The organism is Paraburkholderia dipogonis (assembly GCF_046027395.1).
In the GTDB taxonomy this organism is placed as follows: domain Bacteria; phylum Pseudomonadota; class Gammaproteobacteria; order Burkholderiales; family Burkholderiaceae; genus Paraburkholderia; species Paraburkholderia dipogonis_A.
Window position 1 is genome coordinate 159,137 of record NZ_JAQQEG010000011.1, and the last position, 19,757, is coordinate 178,893.

The 19,757-nt window shown below is 56.8% G+C and carries 20 protein-coding genes; 12 read left to right on the top strand and 8 right to left on the bottom strand.

The genetic code is table 11. From position 1 onward, the window contains the following. Nucleotides 1-54 precede the first annotated feature (54 nt). From PQR32_RS13500 to PQR32_RS13530, 7 genes are all read right to left on the bottom strand, one after another. Complete coding sequence (locus PQR32_RS13500; RefSeq protein ID WP_408227096.1) at nt 55-921, bottom strand: isocitrate lyase/PEP mutase family protein; 867 nt, start codon at nt 919-921, stop codon at nt 55-57. A gap of 77 nt (nt 922-998) precedes the next feature. Next, entirely contained in the window at nt 999-1,811 is an 813-nt protein-coding gene (locus PQR32_RS13505; protein WP_408227099.1) for an SDR family NAD(P)-dependent oxidoreductase, read from the bottom strand. Between the two features lie 220 nt (nt 1,812-2,031). Then, nucleotides 2,032-2,754: an ABC transporter ATP-binding protein gene (locus tag PQR32_RS13510; RefSeq protein ID WP_408227102.1), complete on the bottom strand. Its 723-nt coding sequence runs from the start codon at nt 2,752-2,754 to the stop codon at nt 2,032-2,034. Continuing rightward, the gene (locus PQR32_RS13515; RefSeq protein ID WP_408227105.1) at nt 2,744-3,490 is read right to left on the bottom strand and encodes an ABC transporter ATP-binding protein; all 747 of its coding nucleotides are present in this window, start codon (nt 3,488-3,490) and stop codon (nt 2,744-2,746) included. Before PQR32_RS13515 ends, PQR32_RS13510 begins: the two co-directional genes overlap by 11 nt. Nucleotides 3,491-3,506: 16 nt before the next feature. Continuing rightward, on the bottom strand, nt 3,507-4,460 hold the full coding sequence (locus tag PQR32_RS13520) for a branched-chain amino acid ABC transporter permease (protein WP_408227108.1): 954 nt from the start codon (nt 4,458-4,460) through the stop codon (nt 3,507-3,509). Continuing rightward, nucleotides 4,453-5,328, bottom strand: coding sequence for a branched-chain amino acid ABC transporter permease (locus tag PQR32_RS13525; protein WP_408227111.1), 876 nt, complete (start codon nt 5,326-5,328; stop codon nt 4,453-4,455). Before PQR32_RS13525 ends, PQR32_RS13520 begins: the two co-directional genes overlap by 8 nt. A 134-nt stretch (nt 5,329-5,462) precedes the next feature. Next, complete coding sequence (locus PQR32_RS13530; protein WP_408227114.1) at nt 5,463-6,629, bottom strand: ABC transporter substrate-binding protein; 1,167 nt, start codon at nt 6,627-6,629, stop codon at nt 5,463-5,465. A 756-nt stretch (nt 6,630-7,385) separates the two neighbouring features. Between PQR32_RS13530 and PQR32_RS13535 the strand changes: the two genes are divergently transcribed. Further along, nucleotides 7,386-9,398: an acyl CoA:acetate/3-ketoacid CoA transferase gene (locus PQR32_RS13535; RefSeq protein WP_408227117.1), complete on the top strand. Its 2,013-nt coding sequence runs from the start codon at nt 7,386-7,388 to the stop codon at nt 9,396-9,398. 401 nt (nt 9,399-9,799) lie between these two features. Here the strand turns inward: PQR32_RS13535 and PQR32_RS13540 are convergent, their stop codons facing one another. Beyond that, a complete protein-coding gene (locus PQR32_RS13540) occupies nt 9,800-10,195 on the bottom strand; it encodes a carboxymuconolactone decarboxylase family protein (protein WP_408227120.1) in 396 nt (131 codons plus the stop codon). Nucleotides 10,196-10,765: 570 nt separating this feature from the next. Between PQR32_RS13540 and PQR32_RS13545 the strand changes: the two genes are divergently transcribed. The 11 genes from PQR32_RS13545 to PQR32_RS13595 all read left to right on the top strand — a co-directional run bounded on the left by PQR32_RS13545 (nt 10,766) and on the right by PQR32_RS13595 (nt 19,753). Further along, the gene (locus PQR32_RS13545; protein ID WP_408227123.1) at nt 10,766-11,230 is read left to right on the top strand and encodes a hypothetical protein; all 465 of its coding nucleotides are present in this window, start codon (nt 10,766-10,768) and stop codon (nt 11,228-11,230) included. A gap of 40 nt (nt 11,231-11,270) precedes the next feature. Continuing rightward, a complete protein-coding gene (locus PQR32_RS13550; protein WP_408227251.1) occupies nt 11,271-11,420 on the top strand; it encodes a hypothetical protein in 150 nt (49 codons plus the stop codon). 586 nt (nt 11,421-12,006) lie between these two features. Next, nucleotides 12,007-12,300 carry a hypothetical protein gene (locus PQR32_RS13555; RefSeq protein ID WP_408227126.1) on the top strand — a complete coding sequence of 98 codons (294 nt, stop codon included), beginning with the start codon at nt 12,007-12,009 and terminating at the stop codon, nt 12,298-12,300. 428 nt (nt 12,301-12,728) lie between these two features. After that, entirely contained in the window at nt 12,729-13,868 is a 1,140-nt protein-coding gene (locus PQR32_RS13560; protein WP_408227128.1) for a hypothetical protein, read from the top strand. A gap of 755 nt (nt 13,869-14,623) precedes the next feature. Further along, a complete protein-coding gene (locus tag PQR32_RS13565; protein ID WP_408227131.1) occupies nt 14,624-15,484 on the top strand; it encodes a hypothetical protein in 861 nt (286 codons plus the stop codon). Between the two features lie 405 nt (nt 15,485-15,889). Beyond that, nucleotides 15,890-16,252: a hypothetical protein gene (locus PQR32_RS13570; protein ID WP_408227133.1), complete on the top strand. Its 363-nt coding sequence runs from the start codon at nt 15,890-15,892 to the stop codon at nt 16,250-16,252. A 119-nt stretch (nt 16,253-16,371) separates the two neighbouring features. Then, the gene (locus PQR32_RS13575; RefSeq protein WP_408227136.1) at nt 16,372-16,899 is read left to right on the top strand and encodes a hypothetical protein; all 528 of its coding nucleotides are present in this window, start codon (nt 16,372-16,374) and stop codon (nt 16,897-16,899) included. A gap of 82 nt (nt 16,900-16,981) precedes the next feature. Beyond that, nucleotides 16,982-17,662, top strand: a complete 681-nt coding sequence (locus tag PQR32_RS13580; RefSeq protein WP_408227139.1) for a hypothetical protein — start codon at nt 16,982-16,984, stop codon at nt 17,660-17,662. Between the two features lie 259 nt (nt 17,663-17,921). Continuing rightward, complete coding sequence (locus PQR32_RS13585; protein ID WP_408227141.1) at nt 17,922-18,569, top strand: hypothetical protein; 648 nt, start codon at nt 17,922-17,924, stop codon at nt 18,567-18,569. A 55-nt stretch (nt 18,570-18,624) separates the two neighbouring features. Next, the gene (locus PQR32_RS13590; protein WP_408227143.1) at nt 18,625-19,239 is read left to right on the top strand and encodes a hypothetical protein; all 615 of its coding nucleotides are present in this window, start codon (nt 18,625-18,627) and stop codon (nt 19,237-19,239) included. Nucleotides 19,240-19,498: 259 nt separating this feature from the next. After that, the gene (locus tag PQR32_RS13595; protein ID WP_408227146.1) at nt 19,499-19,753 is read left to right on the top strand and encodes a helix-turn-helix transcriptional regulator; all 255 of its coding nucleotides are present in this window, start codon (nt 19,499-19,501) and stop codon (nt 19,751-19,753) included. Nucleotides 19,754-19,757 lie beyond the last annotated feature (4 nt).

Consider the following 19,757-nt stretch of genomic DNA (forward strand, 5'->3'; position numbering starts at 1 on the left):
TTCCCTCAGCTCTCTCCCGTCCGGAGGGAGCAATGTTCCTGCGGGCGCAACCCGCTACTTTTCGACAGTGTTCTTCTCGACATCAATCAGTCGCTGGATATTAATGGCGTCAAAGACATGAGAGAGCTCTTCTTTGTAGCCTCGTCCAAGCGTAGGATCCGGAAGACCTTTGGCCATGGCCTCGTAACAAAGGCGCAAGACCTTCTGGCGGGCATAAAACGGCGTGGTTGCATCGATAACGAGTTTGTAGCCGAGGCTGCCAACGTCGGTGAGCGGCATCCCGATCGACTCCAGCCCTTCGAGCGTCATGTAGACCAGCGGCCCGTCGATTCTTTCTCCGATCGCGCGGTATTGCTCCGGGTTCGTAGGGATAACGATGAGCATATCGGCGCCGGCGCGCTTATATGCCTCTGCTCGCCTCAGCGCTTCGTCCAGATCATCGGTAATGCAAGCATTGGTGCGCGCGATAATGATGAAATCTTCATCTTTTCGAGCGGCAACCGCCTGTTCAATTTTCTGGGTCGCCAACTCAATGGGAACGACATGTTCGATACCAATGTGGTGATGAACTCGCTTGGGGAATATCTGGTCTTCGATCTCGATTGCCGCGAAGCCTGCTGCTTCGGCCATTGCGATCGTGCGATGCATGTGCATCGGCTCTCCCCAACCGCACGCGCCGTCGAGGATTAGGGGCAGGGGGCACGCCGCTCTGATGTCAAGGGCCGCCTGAGCCATCTCCGTGACCGTGAGGTTGGCCTCGGTTACAGTCTTCAGATAACCCAATGCGCCGCCACCTAGATAAAGCGCCTGAAAGCCACTAGCCTCTGCGAGTTTTGCGCTAATCGGATCAAGCACGAGCGGTACTACTGGCGGGATGTCCGACGTCATCAATTGACGCAATTTTGCAGCACCCGACTTCATAAGTTTCTCCGGTGATGGGTTGCGTAACGAGTTGTTTCGATTGAATACATCCTGACCGATGTGTCGAAGCGGTGCGTCTAGACGGCTTGTTCTTCCAAGTCCGGCGCATAGTGTGTAGCTGTCCATCCACCGTCGACGGGCAGGATTACGCCGGTAATGAATGAAGCGGCTCCGGAGGCCAGGAAATAAACGGCCTCGGCGATATCCGCGGGCGTTCCGGTGCGTCCGAGTGGCGCCTGATCCACCATGGCGCCTACAAGCCAACGATTACTCTTGATACGCTCGAATGTGGCTGGTGTTGCAATAAATCCCGGCGATACGGCATTAAAGCGAACACCTTGACGGCTGTAATCAGCGGCCATTTGGCGGGTGAGGCCGATTACACCAGCCTTCGCGGCAGAATACGGAGCAGTTCCTCGAAACCCGACCATGCCCCACACAGAAGCGAGATTGACCACCGCGCCGCCATTCTTCATTTCCAACACCGCCTGTCGTGACATCCGGAATACGCTGCCGAGGTTGATATCGATGTAGCGATGCCACGTCTCGTCGGAAGTCTCCAAGGCGGCCTTTGCGCTGCCGAGGCCGGCGTTGTTGACCAGAAAGTTAGGTTCGCCAAGGCGTTCGCGGCATAACGCAAAAAGTTTCGCGGGATTCGTTTCGTCCGTTACGTCGGCTGTAGCGCATGAGAGGCGAGATCCCGCGTTGATATGGCGTTCCTGGAAACGCTCAAGGGCCTCCGCATTCATATCAACTGCAAGAACTGAGCAGCCCATCTGCAGGAACTTGATAGCAATGCCTTCCCCGATCCCGGACGCAGCGCCGGTGATAATCCCAATCATGCCGGGCACGATGGCCCGATCATGTGAATTGTCTTGTTGCCCTGTCATGTCAATCTCCATGTAAGTTGCAATTCGCCATGCTTGTGTCGTCTGCCGTGGCTAGCGGCCAATCCGAGCCATCGGAATCCTCGGCGTGACGTGACTGGTACATCATTAACATTTGGGCACGATGGCACACACTAGGAATCTGACGGAAGAGTGACTGTGACTACCTAACGCCCCTTGCGGTGCAAGTGAGAATTTCCGTGAAAGCCCGGTTCATGAAACTCTATATACCGAGGTACGCTTTCTGAACCTGTTCGCTCTGAGCCAGAGTTTTCGCATCGTCTTCTGCAATCACACGGCCGCCCTCAAGGATGTAAGCCCGGTTGGACATCGAGAGGGCGACTTCAGCGTTCTGTTCGATTACGAGAATGTCGACCCCGCTCTTGGCTATTTCCAGAAGAAGGTGGGAAATGCGATCGACGACGACCGGAGCGAGGCCAATGGTGGGCTCGTCGAGCATCATGATCCTCGGATTGCTCATCATCGCCCGCGCAACCGCCACCATCTGCTGCTGCCCACCGCTGAATGTTCCGGCAATCGCTGAGAGTCGATCGCGCAATTCGGGGAAATGAGTTAAGACACGCTCCATGTCGCGGCGTACGGCGGACGAGTCATTTCGCGTGTAAGCGCCCAGTTCAAGATTTTCTTTCAACGTCATTTTGCTAAAGAGGCGGCGTCCCTCTGGCACTACAGACAGACCTTTCCTGACGAGGCGGTCCGCAGGCAGGGCGGTTACGTCCTCGCCAAACAGACTCACGCTTCCCGCCGTTGACTTGAGCAGGCCGCAGATGCATTTGATTACCGTCGATTTCCCGGCGCCGTTTGCACCTATCATCGTAACGATCTCGCCGCGTCGAACTTCAAGAGACACGTCCGTGATGGCGGGGACGTCCCCATACGACGCAGATAATCCGGCGACTTGTAGTGCTGGAGCTTCACGCAGCATGATTGCTCCCGAGGTAAGCGGTGATGACCTGTTTGTTGGAGCGGACTTCGGCTGGCGTGCCGGTCACTAACTGACGGCCGTGATGCAGCACAACGATGCGGTCGCAAACTGACATGACGGCTTTCATATTGTGTTCGACTAGCAGAATGGTGCTGCCAAAATCGCGGCGGAACGATTGAAGTATGTTGAGGGTCGTCCCGACTTCGGTCTGGTTGAGACCGGTCAGAGGTTCGTCCAGACAGAGCAGCTTTGGGCGCGTCGCGAATGCAATGGCTATGCTGACGAGTCGCTGAAGTCCATGTGGAAGAGAGCTTGCGATGGACTCCAGGTGAGGCGTAAGTCCCAGAATCGCGGCGGTTTCTTCAACACGCTTCATCCGCTGCGAGCTGGATGCACCCGCGAGCCAGTGAACTGTACCTATGAGAATGTTGTCTCGCACGGTCATCGTGCGCAGGTAACTGCCGTGCTGGAACGTACGGGTAAGGCCCAGGCGGCTGATGGTCGTCGGTGACAGTCCAGTGCAGTCTCGCCCGAACACTTCGAGCGAGCCCGACGATGGCTTGATAAAACCGCTAATGAGATTGAAGGTCGTACTCTTGCCGGCCCCGTTAGGCCCGATGAGCCCAAGGACTTCGCCTTCTCGAATCTCGAGGTTCAAATCCGCAACTGCGACGAGGCCGCCGAACTTTCGAGTTAGTCCGGTCGTTCGAAGGAGGATAGCGTTTTCGCCAGTCATATTGTTTTCTCCAGACTTAGCGTGCAACTGATTTGGAGACGTGCGCAGCGCGCTTGTTCCCGCGTCGGCTCCGGAGCTTGCGCCACGGCAATCCGATTAGACCTTGTGGCATGAGCAGCATGGCAAGCACGATGGCGCCTCCATACACATACTGCTCGGCAGCGCCAAAGCCTAATGCAACACTGTTGATTAGTACTAGAACAACCGCGCCGAGAATTGCGCCGAATATCGACGATTCGCCACCAACCTTGACAAAAGCGAGGGCGAAGACCGTAACCAGGAAGCCAAAGTCATCGGGGCTGATCACGTTGTTCACGAACCCGTGGAGGCTGCCGGCAACACCGGCACAAAACGAGGCGATTGCAAAGCACGTGATCTTCAGGGAGAGAACCCGCAGCCCCACTGTCTTGGCGATGTCCTCGTTGTCGCGAATCGCGACCAGCACCTTGCCGAAGTCCGATTTTTCGATCAGATATAGACCTAGCAGTAGGACGATAACCACTGCCATGACCACCGTGGACATCCAGGAGTCAAGAAAACGGGGCGGAAAGATGTTCCCCATACCGGCAACCCCGCCAATGACGGATATTTTGCCGAGCGTGATTCTCACCACTTCCACGAACGCAAAGCCGATTAGCATGAAGTAGGGACCTTTGACCCGGAGGGTGATCAGGCCGAACAAGATGCTGATGACGATGACCGCTGCGGGGCCGACGAGCATTGCCAGTGGAAATGGCCAGCCCAGAAGTGTGGTTGCGATGCCTGCCCCGTAAGCCCCCAGCCCAACGAACGACGATGTGGCAAAACTGACCTCGCCGATGAGCATGCCGAATCGCAGGCTCGCTGCAATCAATGCCGAAATTGCGAGTTGATTGATGACACTGACGGCATAGGGGCCTTTCAGTGTGAGCGTTATAGCGATTGCGACAGCGGCGCCGACTGCCCACCAACGGATATGGAGATTACGCATGAGGAATCAGCCCCTTCGGCCTAAAAACCAGGATCATAATGACAAGGACGAACATCGCGATAGTGGCGGTCGAAGCATCGAAGAAGTAACCGCCAACCGCTTCGATGATGCTGATAATGAGCGCGCCGAGGATTGCGCCTGGTAGACTACCGAGCCCACCCATTACGACTGCGACGAACGACTTCATCAGGTAATCCGTGCCCATCGTTGGCGTCACCATTGAGACTGGAGCGATGAGTGCACCTGCGAGAGCTGCCATCAACGCGGCCAGAAGAAAGCCAATGAGGGCGAGCCGGTTGTATGGAATGCCTTGAAGCATCGCAGCTTCTCGATCGGCTGCCACGGCTCGGAGCGCCTTTCCGAGTTTTGTCGACGCTAGAGTCCAGTACAAGGCGCCCGTCATCACCGCAGCGATTACACATAGTACGAACCGCTGGGTTGTGAGAACCGCACCCAGGATCGAGGTGTTTCCCTGGATAATCGGCGGCAATGAGCGGACAGCTCCACCGAAAACCTGGAGAAAAGCGCCATCTAGGATCAACGCTATCCCCATGGTAAGAATGAAACCTCCCTCCAGATCACGCAGGAAACGTGAGACCCCGAACTTGTAGACGACCAGTGCAAGAAGCAGCGAGCCGAGGACCCCAATTGCGGCCGCCATCAGGTAGGCGGCATGCATGGCGAACCCAGCAGCGACGATCAGCGGAACCAGCACGCCGACCAGCAGCGCGGATATCGCGAAGAAGTGACCATGCGCAAAATTGACGACGCGCAAGATCCCGAAGACCAACGTGAGGCCGAGTGAAAAGAGGATGTAGACGGCACTTATTTGCAGCGTCGTCACAAACAACTGCATCGCAGTCTGCATGAGAACAACTCCTGATTACCAATGATTCGGTTTGAATCGCTTCTCGCACCTTATGCGTCAAAGACTGCGTTGGTATCCGCAATCCAACGACGCGGATACCAGCAACGACAATTGGTCGATTGGGCGCACATCGTTTAGTAATTCGGCATGATCTTTGCCTTTTCGACTACTTTTCCGTTCTCGATCTGAGTTATGTAGACGGGCAGCTTCGGTTGAACGTCCGACCCGTAGACTGCCTTGCCACCGAAGCCAACGTTGTCGGCGTAGAAGCTCGTATATCGCGTGGTCGGCAGGGCTGCAGCAATCGCTTTGGGATCGAGACTCTGTGCTTTCTCTGCACCTGCTTTCAACATGTAGACCGCGTCATAGCAAGGATTGCTGGCGATGCTCAGGGATTCGCCGATCAAAGGCTTCGCTGCGGCGTTCAACTTCCGCTGATGCTCTGTGACGCTAGGGCCGTCGAACGTAATGGCGGCACCCATGTAAAGTCCTTCCGCGGCAGCCCCGCCTGTGGCGACGATGCCTTCCGCAGCGGTCCCGTCGGTAGCGATCTTGATACCCTTGTACCCGAGGACGGATAGCTCTTTGAGAACCTGCCCGATAACGGCCGGTGGAGCTGACGCAATATCGATCATGTCCGGCTTGAGAGCCGCAAGCCGCTGGGCGGCCGGCTGGAACTCAGTCGTGCCATGTGCATAGAAGTCGCTGGTGAGCACCTTGACGCCGGCTTTCTCCCACAGTGGGCGGACGATGTCTGCGGCACCGTGACCGTTCGCGTCGTCCACATTCAACAGCGCAATCGTTTTAGCCTGAGGATATGCCTTGGTCACGTACTGAATCATTGCCGGGGCCACTTCGAATGGCGTGACGATATCCGAAAAAGTCAGCGGAAAATCGGGCCCCTTCCCGTTTTTGGTCCACGTCTGAGTGAAGAGGAGGGCGCCTTGACGTTCGGTGAGTGATTGCGCCGCCAGGATAGGCGCGCTGCCGACCGCACACATGTATTTCACACCGTCCCGGTTCAGCAGTGTCTGCGCTACTTTCGTGCCGTCCGTGGCGGTGTATTTGTTGTCGTAGGCGATACATTCGATGTTATAGCTCGTACCTTTGACTTTGATGCCGCCCGCCCCCTTGATCTCCTTGGCCGCCTCCTTACACAAAAATTCGGCGCCTTTGCCCCATGGTGCTCCGGGCCCTGAAAGTGGCGCAGACACTCCAAACTTGATCGTTTCGTCGGCCTTCGCGCCGAGGGCAACAATGGAAGCAACCGCAAGAACTGCGAGCTTGATAGATGTTTTCACTTTGTCTCCTTGCAAATAATGCAATTGGTGTTTTTTGAGAGCAGATCTGTTTTGTCTGCTTTGGACAACGTCCACAAGAGGTCTCGCCGGATGGCGGCCGTCTTGCCGCAGCCACCTAGTCATTCGCCCTCTGTCGCGTCAGCGACGCAAATGCTTGTAGCCCAACGTCGTTCGTATTCGTTCCTGCCACTGGGTACTGGCTTTAACATCCGAAGCAAGGGTACTTGGGTGTCTGAGTAAGTCACCGGGCCACTATCGCGTTCGATCGTTGTTTCACCAATCTCAGTGATTGGGTCTTAGGATAAGAGGGACCCTCAAGCCGAACAACGTGCCTGTGCAGGAAGAACCTTTGCTCCGACTGACAAGCTCTGACGGCGCATGATGGGAGAGCATTTAGCGTCGGCGACGGTCGGAATATTCCCTTGCTACTGGGTATCGCGGTTAACCCTTAGGGCCTTTGGCCGATACGTGCAACCGGTGAAATTGCGATCTCGATTGCCTTCTGATTGACTTGCCCGGTGGACTGACCGCTTCGCATGCTCTGGCGCGGCATCTGGTGCTTGGGTAGCACAAAGCGCAGGATCATCGCAGGAGGCTATGCCGCGGTGACTTCGAACCAGAAGTCAGTTGGCTGGACGAAAATGCAGTTCCGAACAGGCGCGCGTAGCTTAGCGATGCTTGCCGCGTGTAACTGCCAAAGAGTTCGACCTGTTACACAGCGCCGCATTGGCGTCAGCGGCGGCTTAAGGAGACATCATGAGCGGAGGATTTCACCATCCATTTCCTTCATCGACGCGTAGCGTTGAGCGTGGAAAGGTTGTGAGCGCACGGGAAGCGGTTCAGCTGGTGCGCTCTGGCGACACCATCGCGACTGGCGGTTTCGTCGGGATCGGATTTGCGGAAGAAATCGCCGTGGCGCTGGAGCGGCGCTTCCTCGATATCGGCGAAACCGAGAGGCAATCCCTTCGAGATCTGACGCTGGTTTACGCCGCCGGGCAGGGAGACGGCAAAACGAAAGGTTTGAATCATTTCGCTCATGCGGGTCTGGTCCGTCGTGTGATCGGCGGTCATTGGGGCTTGGTCCCCGGCCTGCAGAAACTGGCAATCGCCGGCCAGATCGAGGCTTACAATCTTCCGCAGGGCGTCATTTCACATTTGTTTCGTGACATCGCAGCGCATAAGCCAGGACACTTGTCGAAAGTTGGGCTAGGGACCTTCGTGGATCCGCGCCACGGCGGAGGAAAGCTTAACTCACGGACTACCGATGATCTGGTTCGCCTGATGTCTGTCGACAACGACGAGTTCCTGTTTTACAAGACATTTCCGATAGACGTCGCCATCATCAGAGGAACTACTGCGGACGCGTCGGGAAATATAACGATGGAGAAAGAGGCTCTCACACTCGAATCTCTGTCGATCGCCATGGCGGCTCGCAATTCCGGTGGTGTCGTGATTGTGCAGGTCGAACGACTGGCGGACTCGAACACGCTCAATCCTAGAGACGTACGCATACCGGGGATCATGGTTGACTGTGTGGTGGTCGCGAAGCCGGAAAATCACTGGCAGACCTTTGGGGAGCAGTACTCCGCTGCGTTCTCCGGCGAGCTTCGGGTCGCTGCGACATCGCTGCCGGCGATGAAAATGGACGCGAGAAAAGTCATCGCGCGGCGGGCCGCGTTCGAGCTTATGGCTAATAGCGTTGTTAATCTGGGTATTGGTATGCCGGAGGGCATCGCTAGCGTTGCGAACGAAGAAAAAGTCATCGACCTATTTACGATGACAACCGAGCCGGGTGTCATCGGAGGCATTCCTGCAGGCGGTCTAAGCTTTGGTGCGGCGGCGAATACTCAAGCCATCATCGACCAGCCTTATCAATTCGACTTCTATGATGGAGGTGGACTGGACATCGCGTTTCTAGGTCTCGCCCAGGCTGACCGTCAGGGCAATCTGAACGTGAGCAAATTCGGTCCGAAGCTTGCGGGTGCGGGTGGCTTTATTAACATCAGCCAGAGCGCGAAGAAGGTTGTCTTTGTCGGTACTTTTAACGCTGGCAACCTCGATATCGCCATTGAAAACGGGCGGCTAAAAATCATGCATGATGGAACCTGCCAGAAATTTGTAGATGCCGTCGAGCACCGGACTTTCAGTGGAGAGTACGCACGAAAGCGTGGCCAGACAGTGCTCTACATTACCGAGCGGTGCGTGTTCTCGCTGACCGCCGCTGGCCTTGAACTTATCGAAATCGCGCCGGGAATCGATATCCAGAGAGATATCGTCGCGCAGATGGGATTTGCGCCTGTGATTGATAGAAGCCCGCGTTTGATGGACGAGCGCATATTTCGACCGTCCCCTATTGGACTGCGAGGCGTCATTCTAAGGTTGAGCTTCAGCGAACGGTTTAGCTACGACGCGGCGCAGAATATGTTTTTCATCAATTTTGAAGGACATGAGATTGCTAGTTTGGAAGACGTCGAGGCTGTTCGAGCAGCGGTCGAAACCAAGTTGCGCGGCGGTCAGGTAAAACCACATGCGATTGTCAATTACGACAACTTTTCAATCCGGCCGGAGATCATCGATGCATACTCAGACATGGTGACGCATCTCGTTTCCCGGTATTACTCGGGGGTGACTAGATATACAACTAGCAGCTTCCTTAGACTTAAGCTCGGAGACGCTCTGCAACAGCGCAGTGTTTCGACATATATCTACGAAAGTCCCGAGGAGGCGAACGCTTACGCGAAAGAGTTGATGCAAGAGCATCAGCAGTAGACCGACTCTGTCGCTTGGAACATGTATTGGCTCGAACTTACAAGAAGCGCGATGAGGCGAAGGCGGCGGTGTTCGTATCGACTGGACCCTCTTTCCACTCTAACGAGTTGCGCATGTGACAGCGTCGACGCATGGTTCGTCCATTCAATCGCGGACTCGCGGCGTGGCGACCGCTTCTGGTGACCACGCTTATGTCAGTTTTGAACTACATGAGCTAGATGGCTTGCTGTGAAAGCTAATTCGTATTGGTCGATACATCGTGCGAGCCTCCACTTTTTCGCCGGCTCGCTGAGCGTTTTCATGTGACGTCGAGGCCAGGCTCTAGGGCCCTTGTGCCGAACGGATGCGAGGTGGCAGTCGGCCATCGGCCCCTGAACGTCGCGCGCGGTTGCTTTTCGTGGTTATCCCCCCTCCGGAACTTTAAGCCCGAGCTCGGCGAGAACCTCGCGAGCAGATCGGAACGCCTCGACAGCCGCCGGTGCCCCGGCGTATATCGCACTATGAAGCAACACCTCGCGAATCTCGATGGCAGTCGCTCCGTTGTTAATCGCACCCCGCACATGGCCTTTTAACTCTGTGCTTTTGCCCAGCGCCGCAAGCATCGCACACGTGCACAGGCTGCGTGTTTTGAGGTCAATGCCCTCACGGAGCCAGGTGCTTCCCCAAGCATGTTCGTTGAGCCAGTCCTGAAGTGGGCGATTGAATCCGTCCAATCCGCTCATCGCCCGCTCGACAAACGGCTGTCCCATGACCTTCATCCGGCGTTCCTTGCCGGCGCTAAATTTCTGATCGTTCATACCTCTCCTCCTGTAAATGTCACGAATCGGAAGTCAAGTTGAAGTGCTCATGGAGTCTCGCTCAGCGCTGTCGCGAAACATTTATCGACCAGAACACTACGACTACCAGCGAGACAAATCGATGTCCACGGCGCGACAAGGAGACATCATAAACGGAGGCTCTCACCATCCAGATCCTCTTTTGATGCGTACCGTCGAACACGGCAAGGTTGTCATCGCACTGAAGAGAAGGTTTGTTCAGCTACGGTCGCTGGCGGCGGTCCCTGAGCAGCCCGACGCTCGTCTAGTCCGCCTGACAGAGAGACGTATGCCAAAGGGTTAAGCCGCGTTGCACACACGAGTCTGATGCGCGGGGGTGATCGGCGAACGATGGAACTGTGGTGGGCGAGCTGTACTCGGTTCGTATCAATTGGGGACCCGAACATTAAAAATCGGTCATCGCGAACGGTTCGGCATCTGGGTATGCTGCAGCATATCGGTATCAGTAAGTGGGGGTATTGACGCGGGGCTCGTTGAAGCACCGACACATGCACCCCTGGACTGATGAAAACGCTTTGAACGGGGAATGCTATGACTATCCACGCAAGCTCGTCGGTCGACGACGACCCGGTCGTTTTGCTTGAGTCCTGGTCTATTCGCGAATCAAATACTGGCGCACGGCATTTTGTCGGATTCAACCTTGCCGAGCGCGACGGCCGTGTCAGCACGGCAATCATTTCGTTCGACCCGATAACGCGCACGGGCGTCACTGCCACTGGCCGTCGCTACGTCCTGGTCGGGCGTGCAGGATTCGACAGAGATGCCGAATACGTCTGGCAGTGGGCGGTGAGACAGTGGCGCGTTCAGAAGTGGAGGGACGTGACCGCCGAGCTCGTTGCTGACTGGCGACAACCGGTGCAGGCCGGACAGCGCGATGAGGTTGAGTCGACCGCTGCCGAGCTGAGGGCACCCACTGTATCCGATATGCCCGGCTTCGAACGTCGAAGTGTTTGGGCCACCGACTTTACGGAGGACGCCGATGACCATGCCGCATGAGCGTACGCGGTCCGTGTTGCGCACACGGGAATTGCTTCAGATGCTTGCATCAGGGAGTGATGTCCCGGACATGGATGAACTGCGAGATTGCGCGGCAAGCCTGTTACGGCATTTCCCCGACAGGATGCATTTCGCCTGGTCGGCGCAGCTCTTGCCCTCCGTCTGGGGCAATCCCGACAACAAATGGTGACTCCGTGTCTGCACTGGAGGCATGCCAACGGTCGACACGATACAAGGCGGCCCGGCTTACAGCTGTCGAGGCGGTGAAGCCGAGACATGGGGGACGCTATGCGGAAGAAGGGAAGAAGAATCGACCTCCTCACATGGCGAGTGGCAGCATATGTGGGGGAGTATCTGGCGCACGGTGCTGACCTGCCTCTCGTAACCGAGGTTCGCGGCGAGTTGACTCTGGAGCCGAGCGGGCCGATAGGAGGAGGCGATGCCCGGAGCCAGCTGCTTGCCGTCGTGGCTGCCCTGCATGCCCAACAGGAGAGTCAATATCCGCTGCGGCCCTTTGCACCCGTGAGTCACCACATGACGGTGTCCGTCGAAAGCCTAGAGTCTCTCGAGGGAAAGACCTGCAGCACGATTGCCCGTCTTGATATGACGCGAGAGCGACGATACGCTCATGCAAGCCTGCTTGTGAGGAATCAGCCGCGCATTGATCTTGAGCCTGTCTGGATCGAACAGCCCGACGGAGTCCTCGACGTATTCACACGTCTGCAATGGCCCGCCAGACAATGACTCAGTCGGCATCATTGGTGGGGTAACTTTTCATGAAAGTCTACGAATTGCTCGGGCGTCTGGCGAATGCCGATCCTGAAGCCCTTGTTCTGGTATTTATGCCTTACGCGGATGCTGACGACAGCGCGGTTCTCGGCGACGTGATCGTGCGCGATGACTTGTGGAACCATGAATCCGGCTTGTATGGTGCGCGTCCATATGAAGTGTTCTATCCGGGCGTCCCGGAAGAGCGGGAGCCACTATATTCGAACGTGAAGGTCGAGCGGGTCAAGGTGGTCCTGATTGGAGAGGAGCTCGGAAACTTTCACTTGCAGTTGGAGGTTTAGTCACAAGTCTGATGTCGGCAGGGCGCACTCAGAATTCCGGCGGTTCCGCTTTTTCGCTGAAGCCCTCTTCGGACAGAAGACTGCAGGCTGATGCGTCTTTCGACTAGCTTGCGGGGCTGTCCCTCCAGCGACGCATAGTTCGGCAGCATGCCGCGATTCCTTCTTCGCGCGCTTCAAACCGAAGCTGGCGGGAGCTGCCAATAACGCCAGCTTTGACCCATTTGCCCATCGTGACTCATGCCTTGCTCCTGAGACTCGCTCGCCAGACAGGTCGTCAATCCCGCCGAATTCTGAACCTTGATCTTCCAAACGTTTGAGATAGGTCTCCTGGTCGCTCATTGCGGTTCGCTATGTGGGTATGGCTGCGATACCAGTCACGCCTGCGAAAAGCGGTAGCTACATTTGGTATTTGATGAACGGGGGAATGCATGCAAACAATTATTGGTAGCGCAGTGAAAGACCCGAAGAGTGAACGGTTTCGCGATATTCGCTTGTATGGACTATTCATGCTTGCCATCGCGGCAACGGGAACAGCAATCTTCATGTCGATGCTTGCTGGTTGGCAGCGAGGTGGTTGGCTGTCGGAGCGGATTGTCTGGTGCACCCTTAGCGTTGTGCTCGTCCTGTGCGCGCATTTGATGCCGGCGCTATGCCGAGAAGCCTCGACAATCGTTCGCTGGATTGCCGGCGTATTGTGGGTCGCGTGCATGATTGCCGTTTCGTTCGGCCATGCAACGTTCTTTGTGCTATCGCAGCAGCATGCGGGCGAGCGCCGGGCGGACGCGATAGCAGTGGTTACTGCGCCCGTCGCGCAGGTTGCTGCATCAGGCCGTAGTCTTACAGCGATAGCAACTGAGCAGGCGACGTTCAAGGCGGCGCTGGGAGCCGCTAGCGAACAGCGTTGTGCGCGGAACTGCGCGTACCTCCGGGCGAACCGAGTCGCATTGTCCGCGAAGATCGATGCGCTCAATGTCGAAGCCGATGAAGCCAGGCGATGGGAGCGGTCCGAAGACCGACTGGTTGCACAGGCAGACCGTGTGACTACTTTGCGTGACGCTGCGCGTGATGACCCGGTCACGGTGCGAATGGCGGCTTGCATCGGCATGACCGCAGGACGGGCAAACTTGCTGGTGGCACTTGCGTTTGCGGCCGAAATGGAAGGTATGGCGTGCCTTTGCTGGTACGTCGCGCTTCGGCCCCATGCTCCGCCTGCGACCGTCGGGAACCCTTCCGTCACGTCGGTAGTCACGCCGCCAGTGATAGATAGTGACACGGGGAGTCACGCTTCGGCTTCGTGTAGTCACGCGATTTCGTACGAGCCGGCGGCGAGTACCCCGCAAGTCTTTCAAAGTGAGCACGATGACAAACTCTTGCAGCTTAGCCGCGATGTTGCCGCAGGGCGAGTGCGGGCAACGGTTGCCGACATCCGGCGCCATCTCGGTTGTTCTCAGGCGAGAGCCGCAGGTTTGCGGCGGCAGATTGGCGAACTGCAAGCGTTGCTCAAGCCGACGCGGCCTCCGGTGGGCGTTGACAGAGTCCGCAATGGTGCGGGCCGGCCGCGTACGTGACGCGTTTTAGTCGGGCTATCAAGCGTTGATATTTTGGTGAATTGCGGTCTGCGCTACCCTTCCAGACGTACGGTAGTTTGTCGCAAATTCTCTTCCTTTGATTGCGCACGGGCCGCTGGCGGCTCCGCCAGTGCGCCGATGGCATTGCCCAACAAAGTCTCACTTCCCAACTGCTGAGCTTGGGTGCCTGGTTGCGCGTTCATAGGTCAGTCTGCGGAGCATCACTCGACCCTCGCATTGGGCTCCTGTCCAGGCGTCTGGCATCGGATGTGTCATCACGCCAATGCTGTCAATGCGTTACAACCTGAACTACGGGAGTGCATATACGCGAATCAGCGATGCTGCTACCGGGCGGTCGCGGAGTAGCTCTATGCAACACAATGCTGCTAAAGATTTGCTTCACCTTTGCCGTCATATACGGCATCGAGCCTCAATCGAGGAATGCTGCTCGCCACGCTGTACGCATCCATGGGGGGATCGGGGATTCACTGTTAAAGAATGGTTCTTTTCAAAGGATGGAAAACAGATGGATTTGTTGGATCAGTTAAGGAAAGGCAGTCCAGTGCATGTCGGAGTGCCGACACGGGACTCGTGCTGAATGCGGAGCGCGCCAGAAGGCTGTTATTGGGCCCGAGCAACTGGACCTGCTTTTCTCTCATCGTTTGCCTCCGTCCAGCACAATGAACTCATGTGCCGGGCACCTTCCTCGGCGGACGGAGGCCCTGCCACGAAGGATTGCGCATTCAGGGGCGCCGATGGAATTCGTATCGCTGCATGCTGTTCTTTTAGCAATCTCAGAGTGCATCAATGCTGAGCACACCGTGGGCAGTGCTGAGTTCAAGCGTTCGAGGCAGGTTTCGGAGGCTGCAAGAAACCTGCTACAGCAGTGGAACAACGCTGAGGATCCCCGTCCACGGTGGGTGGAAATGGACAGCAACATTCGCAGGTTGATGTTTAAGCAATCAGTCGCTGTGGAGGGTGTAGTCCTGCTGGAGAAGGCCGCTGCCTGGAACGACGACGAAACCGCGAGGCGTTTGGCGTTCCTTGTGGCAAAAGAGCGTAGTCCGCAGAGTTGTCCCATCGAACCCGTCGTCGCAGAAAACGGTCAGTGGGATGATCGGGAATTCTTGCGTGCTCTGAACGTAGGTTTTGATCGACCCGAGGTGATCAGGTTTCTCGATGCGACGAACCTTTCTCATCGCTTGCATCCAGCAAAAACAAGACTCGAAGAGGCAGCTGTTCATCCCGATGTCATCGGCGTTACGCGGGGTCTCACATCGCCGGAAATTGCCGAAGCCTTCGCTACGTTGAGCGGATGGACGAAAGGCAAGTGGGAAAACAGACTGGGGGACGTGAAGCGTATTGTCTGGCTGCAGGAAGCGCTCATCGAAGCCGGGCATGCGGGTCGCGACTCGGCGATATGGGATCCCGTCAAGCTCGCATTGGGGCTTCAGAAGCGCAATAAACGGCGCGTGCCGTGGCAGCAGCTTGAAACGGTGTTCGATCGACCTGACCTGAGGCCATGGATTGAAAAATGGAAAAGGGGTAGACAAGAATACGAGAAAAAACACGGTTCAAATACGTGGCACTCGCCCGCAAACCCGCATAAATACTAGAAATCAATTACGGCGATTATCTCGGGTTTGAATCCGTGTTTTAGGCTGTGCCCAAGTGTTCGGATTGAATCAGAGCCTGGACGATGTGTTGGTATCCAGTCCCAGAATGATCCGGCGCGAAACTCTGTTTCGACACTTGGGAGCCAAATACATGCACTCGCAACAACCGGCGGCGACTCTGACTGCCTGCCATAGCCGTAACATCGAGAGGCCCAACTCAGGGGTGAGGCCGCTCGCTCAATTTATCTGGGAGCTGCACCGGGACAGCTATTCATGCCTTCAGTTCCGGGATAAGGCGGCGCCATATCTTCGAGGCATGGGTACATACAACCGGCCTTTCAGCAATTCCCGTAGTGGACCTGCGGCCTTTCCCGTCTCGCTCGTGCTGGCAAAAGGGAGCAAATCATGAGCGAGCACAGCACGTTCTCATTGAAAACCCTTTACCTCCCGGAAAATCAGCCCGCCTCGATGGAATACATCGGGTTTCGGTTACTGGTGCACGCGGACCTTGAACGGAACCCCTATGAATACCTGGGGTTGCTGGCTCGAACGGAAGATGGGCAAATCTTCTGCGACGCGCGTCCGGCCGGTGACTATCAGGTCGACGCCGATGGGTTTCCGCTGCAGAAGGACTTTCTCGAGCTCGACGGCGCCACGCTGTCGTCCATTGTCGATGCAATCATGAATGAAGTGTCCACCGGCTGTATGTCAGTGGACTGCTTGAGCGTCGACAACGACCACTTTTCTGAAGTGTTTGCCGGGCCTTGAGCAGGACGGGTCAGCAGACGGCATTTGTGGGTGCCTCCCCGACTTCTGTACCGATGCACGCAGATCGTGGAGACGCATTGCGCGCTTCTACCCTAGTGATATACGGAGAAAGAAGAATCATGAGCACATCGATAAAGGCCGACCAGGAGGATTATCGCAGACTCCTAGCCGGCCATCTGGCAACGCATCAGTTCCCAACTTCGGAAGCGGCTGTATTCGGTCTGCACGCTGCGCTGGAGTGTATCTACGACCCCCGTCCGGGGTTCTGGGCCGGCCTCGAACTGGAAACGCTCATCCAGGCTTTCGTTTCGCAGGTTCCGATACTTCGCGCTGACGAGATATTCGACTGGGGTGACAGCTTCCGGGACGAGGTCGAGCGTTACCTCTATCTGCGCAGGTTTGACGAGAGTTGCGCGATGCGAATCCTCGCGTTGCCGATGAACGATAGACCTGTAGATAAGGAACAGGTCTATCAATGGTTAATGGCTGATTTTCAGTCAAAAGGCGAGTTCGAATACGCGGAGTATCTCGAACGTGATGGATACAAGGGTGCACGCGCAGTGCAGGAGTTCATGGCGGTTCTCAAGTCGGCAGCGACACATCGCGATGAGCTCTCGCCAAAGCAACAGTCTTCCGATCCGGTTTAAGAAGCAGCGAATTCAAATCGCTGGTTGACTTACGGGCGAACCGGGCCCATTACCTGACTTTTCACAACGAGGAAATGTGTATATGAAATTGAACCACAAAAACGTCAAAGCTCGAGTTCCCGAGGGCACGGCTGCCAGCCTGCAAAAAATCGGCGTGTTCATGCCGGAAGAAGTCTTCCTGGAATTGGTGCAAAACCAGACGTCGCGACCTCCGCTTGGTCCTGTTCTGGCAGCACATTCCAATCTGACGCGGGTTGGGGCGCTGGCGGATGGAAGCGGGAGCGTGGGTTTCGGGCACATAGCTGGACCGGGTCTTTCAGTCGTGACTATCCGCGTCCAAATGGGGGCGGCCCAGATTTACTATCTGGCTGACGCGAGCTGCAGGCAGCTGTGGACGGTCATCGATACGTGGCGCGGAAATCGGCAGGCGCCTGTCGCGTTGATTGAGGATGGCCAGGTACTGTATTCGGTTCCTGATATTGACTGGACGCCCGGGAAAAGCACGAGTGGCATTGATTACCTGCGGCGGGAGTGTGAAAGAGACATGTCGGTGCCATTTATGGAGTTCTCTTCGAGCCTGGCCGCAAGCGGGAGTATCGAGCGCCAGGCCACCAGTGACCTGGAAGGTATCAAACTTTCCCACGTTGAGGTCAACATCCTCGTGCCTGAGCGATTGACCCGGTACATCGGGGCGCCCTTGTCGGCGGGTGGTCCTCCCGTCATTGTGCTACCTGACTCACCTGTCGGCGGCTGGCTCCATTGATGGTGTGAGAGAGACGGTCATGTTGTCGGGTGCTGAGATGGGTCCCCGCATGGTGAACTGATTGTCGGCAGTCGTTCGAAGGCGTCCGGACCGGCTGACCATGACCGGCATATGATTAGTAATCCTTTATAAAGATTGTGACGTAAACGTCATCGCTTCGTGAAAATTCCACGGCATTGACGCGCCGGCGCGCGCACCAGTTCTGCTCGTGCCGGTTCACAACGCTTCCCTTTACCCCATACCTGATGAGGATCGGAAAATGAACCTGAAGAGAAATTTGCCCCCCAAAGACGTCGCACAATCCGGCGCTGGCCGGGACGCCAGCCCTTCGGCCAGAAGCAGGGGGCCGCTATTTGACCTGCCACCTGTCCAGGGCTCCCAGCAAGCCACATTCATGCGGCTGACAACCGGATTCAGTACACGCACAGAGCATCCGGATGAGCTAGACCTGCAGGCGGTTTTCGAGGTGCTCGAGTCAGTCTACGAACCGCGCCGAAGATTCTGGCGTGAGCTCGAATCGAATACCGTGCTGGAGGCTATCTACTGCCACGCGCCCAACTTGCGGGTTGCGCAGGAGCGGTCTGAGATTGGCAGCCACACGGAGTTTGTCTGGCGCATCGAGGAGGGCATGTTCATGCTGCAGTCCCTCGAACGGTGCGCTGAGCTGCTGCTTGATGCTTCCAGTGATTCACGGCCGGACGGAGTGTCCGGTACCTACCAGTGGCTGCATGCCGAGCTCTTGCGACGAGGCGAATTCTTCCCGTTGAGTAGCCTGGAATCCGGTGGCAAGAGCGCAATCGCCCACATCCATCGGATGGTTGCAGCCCTCGGTTCCGGCAGCGCCATGCCGCCTGAGTGTGTGCCCGAGCGTGCCCGCCGTGGCCAGCGTCGCCAGGGTGCTTCCTGATGGAAACGCGTTCTCTCTTACTCCCCTTCAATCCCATGCCTTGAGGTTAGTCGCCATGCAGATATCAAATCCGTTTTCGCTGGAGCCTTCCCAGCTTGCCGAACTGCTCAACCCTTTCGAGGATGGTCCCTTGACCGATTTCACGTCGGGTCCCGCTCTCAGCGCGTGTTTGCCGGCGCACATGCCGTTGCCGCCGGATGCGATTGATGACCTGCATCTCTGCCTGACGTCAACGGGCGAACAGAAGACCTCCGTCATTGTTGTGACGGTCATCATCGGGAAGGCGTTTGCCTTTCACTGGTTTCTGGACGCGAGCGACGTGGTGACCTGGAAAGTACTTGACGCCTGGGATGAACAGGGCGGATTCCAGGTTCTGGTTCACCACGAAGGCGAAGACGCAACCGTGCCATTGGTCCAGCGCCTGCCTGAAGGAGTCAATCTGGGCTCAATGTTCGCCGATATGCGCCGCACCGGTGGACAGGACAGGACGATTAAGTTCCTGGCGCTCGCTTCCCTCGCGTGCGGTAACCGGGAAATGGAAAAATCGGTTCGGGCATATTTTCCATACGTGGTTCATCAGGGCTCTTTCATTGTTGCGACGCCGAAAGTGGCCCTGTGTGCGGAGGCGTTCGCGATGACGCACGACGTCTCGTCAGAGGTGTTGCACTAGCGTCTGCATCGCCTCGTTGATGTCTATGACGGGGCGTATCAGGACTGCGTCTGTGGTAGTTCCGGTTACCGGGCCGCCAGCTTCTGGCTGGCGGGCCAGCGTGCGGGCGTCTGCTGCGGCCTCCCATCAGCACAGGAAGTCGCCTCAACGGCCACGCGACCGCGATCGGCGAAGCGCGCGAACCCTGTGTGGGCCGTTGCTGCCTTTACAGCGGCCTGCATGGATAAAACCGGTCGCTCTACTTCCCATCACATCAGCAATGGAAAACATCATGCAAACACTGGATAAACTGGCGGTCTGCGAGCAGCTCGCCATCTCCGAGCGGACCCTGGACGGATGGGTTCGTGAGGGGCGGTTTCCACCGCCGGTACGGGTGGGCAAGCGTTGTTACTGGGCAGCCGAGGCGGTTCAGACCTGGTACGCAGCGCAGTTTGCAACACAGCTCGCGTTTAACCCTTCCCTCGGCCGCCGGCCGACCGGCGTTCCTGCGAGTACAAAGCGGAAGACGCGGTGAGTTG

Excerpts from the sequence above, each read along its gene's own strand:
- PQR32_RS13500 (WP_408227096.1), bottom strand. The coding sequence starts at position 921 with ATGAAGTCGGGTGCTGCAAAATTGCGTCAATTGATGACGTCGGACATC.
- PQR32_RS13505 (WP_408227099.1), bottom strand. The coding sequence starts at position 1,811 with ATGACAGGGCAACAAGACAATTCACATGATCGGGCCATCGTGCCCGGC.
- PQR32_RS13510 (WP_408227102.1), bottom strand. The coding sequence starts at position 2,754 with ATGCTGCGTGAAGCTCCAGCACTACAAGTCGCCGGATTATCTGCGTCG.
- PQR32_RS13515 (WP_408227105.1), bottom strand. The coding sequence starts at position 3,490 with ATGACTGGCGAAAACGCTATCCTCCTTCGAACGACCGGACTAACTCGA.
- PQR32_RS13520 (WP_408227108.1), bottom strand. The coding sequence starts at position 4,460 with ATGCGTAATCTCCATATCCGTTGGTGGGCAGTCGGCGCCGCTGTCGCA.
- PQR32_RS13525 (WP_408227111.1), bottom strand. The coding sequence starts at position 5,328 with ATGCAGACTGCGATGCAGTTGTTTGTGACGACGCTGCAAATAAGTGCC.
- PQR32_RS13535 (WP_408227117.1), top strand. The coding sequence starts at position 7,386 with ATGAGCGGAGGATTTCACCATCCATTTCCTTCATCGACGCGTAGCGTT.
- PQR32_RS13540 (WP_408227120.1), bottom strand. The coding sequence starts at position 10,195 with ATGAACGATCAGAAATTTAGCGCCGGCAAGGAACGCCGGATGAAGGTC.
- PQR32_RS13545 (WP_408227123.1), top strand. The coding sequence starts at position 10,766 with ATGACTATCCACGCAAGCTCGTCGGTCGACGACGACCCGGTCGTTTTG.
- PQR32_RS13550 (WP_408227251.1), top strand. The coding sequence starts at position 11,271 with ATGCTTGCATCAGGGAGTGATGTCCCGGACATGGATGAACTGCGAGAT.
- PQR32_RS13555 (WP_408227126.1), top strand. The coding sequence starts at position 12,007 with ATGAAAGTCTACGAATTGCTCGGGCGTCTGGCGAATGCCGATCCTGAA.
- PQR32_RS13560 (WP_408227128.1), top strand. The coding sequence starts at position 12,729 with ATGCAAACAATTATTGGTAGCGCAGTGAAAGACCCGAAGAGTGAACGG.
- PQR32_RS13565 (WP_408227131.1), top strand. The coding sequence starts at position 14,624 with ATGGAATTCGTATCGCTGCATGCTGTTCTTTTAGCAATCTCAGAGTGC.
- PQR32_RS13570 (WP_408227133.1), top strand. The coding sequence starts at position 15,890 with ATGAGCGAGCACAGCACGTTCTCATTGAAAACCCTTTACCTCCCGGAA.
- PQR32_RS13575 (WP_408227136.1), top strand. The coding sequence starts at position 16,372 with ATGAGCACATCGATAAAGGCCGACCAGGAGGATTATCGCAGACTCCTA.
- PQR32_RS13580 (WP_408227139.1), top strand. The coding sequence starts at position 16,982 with ATGAAATTGAACCACAAAAACGTCAAAGCTCGAGTTCCCGAGGGCACG.
- PQR32_RS13585 (WP_408227141.1), top strand. The coding sequence starts at position 17,922 with ATGAACCTGAAGAGAAATTTGCCCCCCAAAGACGTCGCACAATCCGGC.
- PQR32_RS13590 (WP_408227143.1), top strand. The coding sequence starts at position 18,625 with ATGCAGATATCAAATCCGTTTTCGCTGGAGCCTTCCCAGCTTGCCGAA.
- PQR32_RS13595 (WP_408227146.1), top strand. The coding sequence starts at position 19,499 with ATGGAAAACATCATGCAAACACTGGATAAACTGGCGGTCTGCGAGCAG.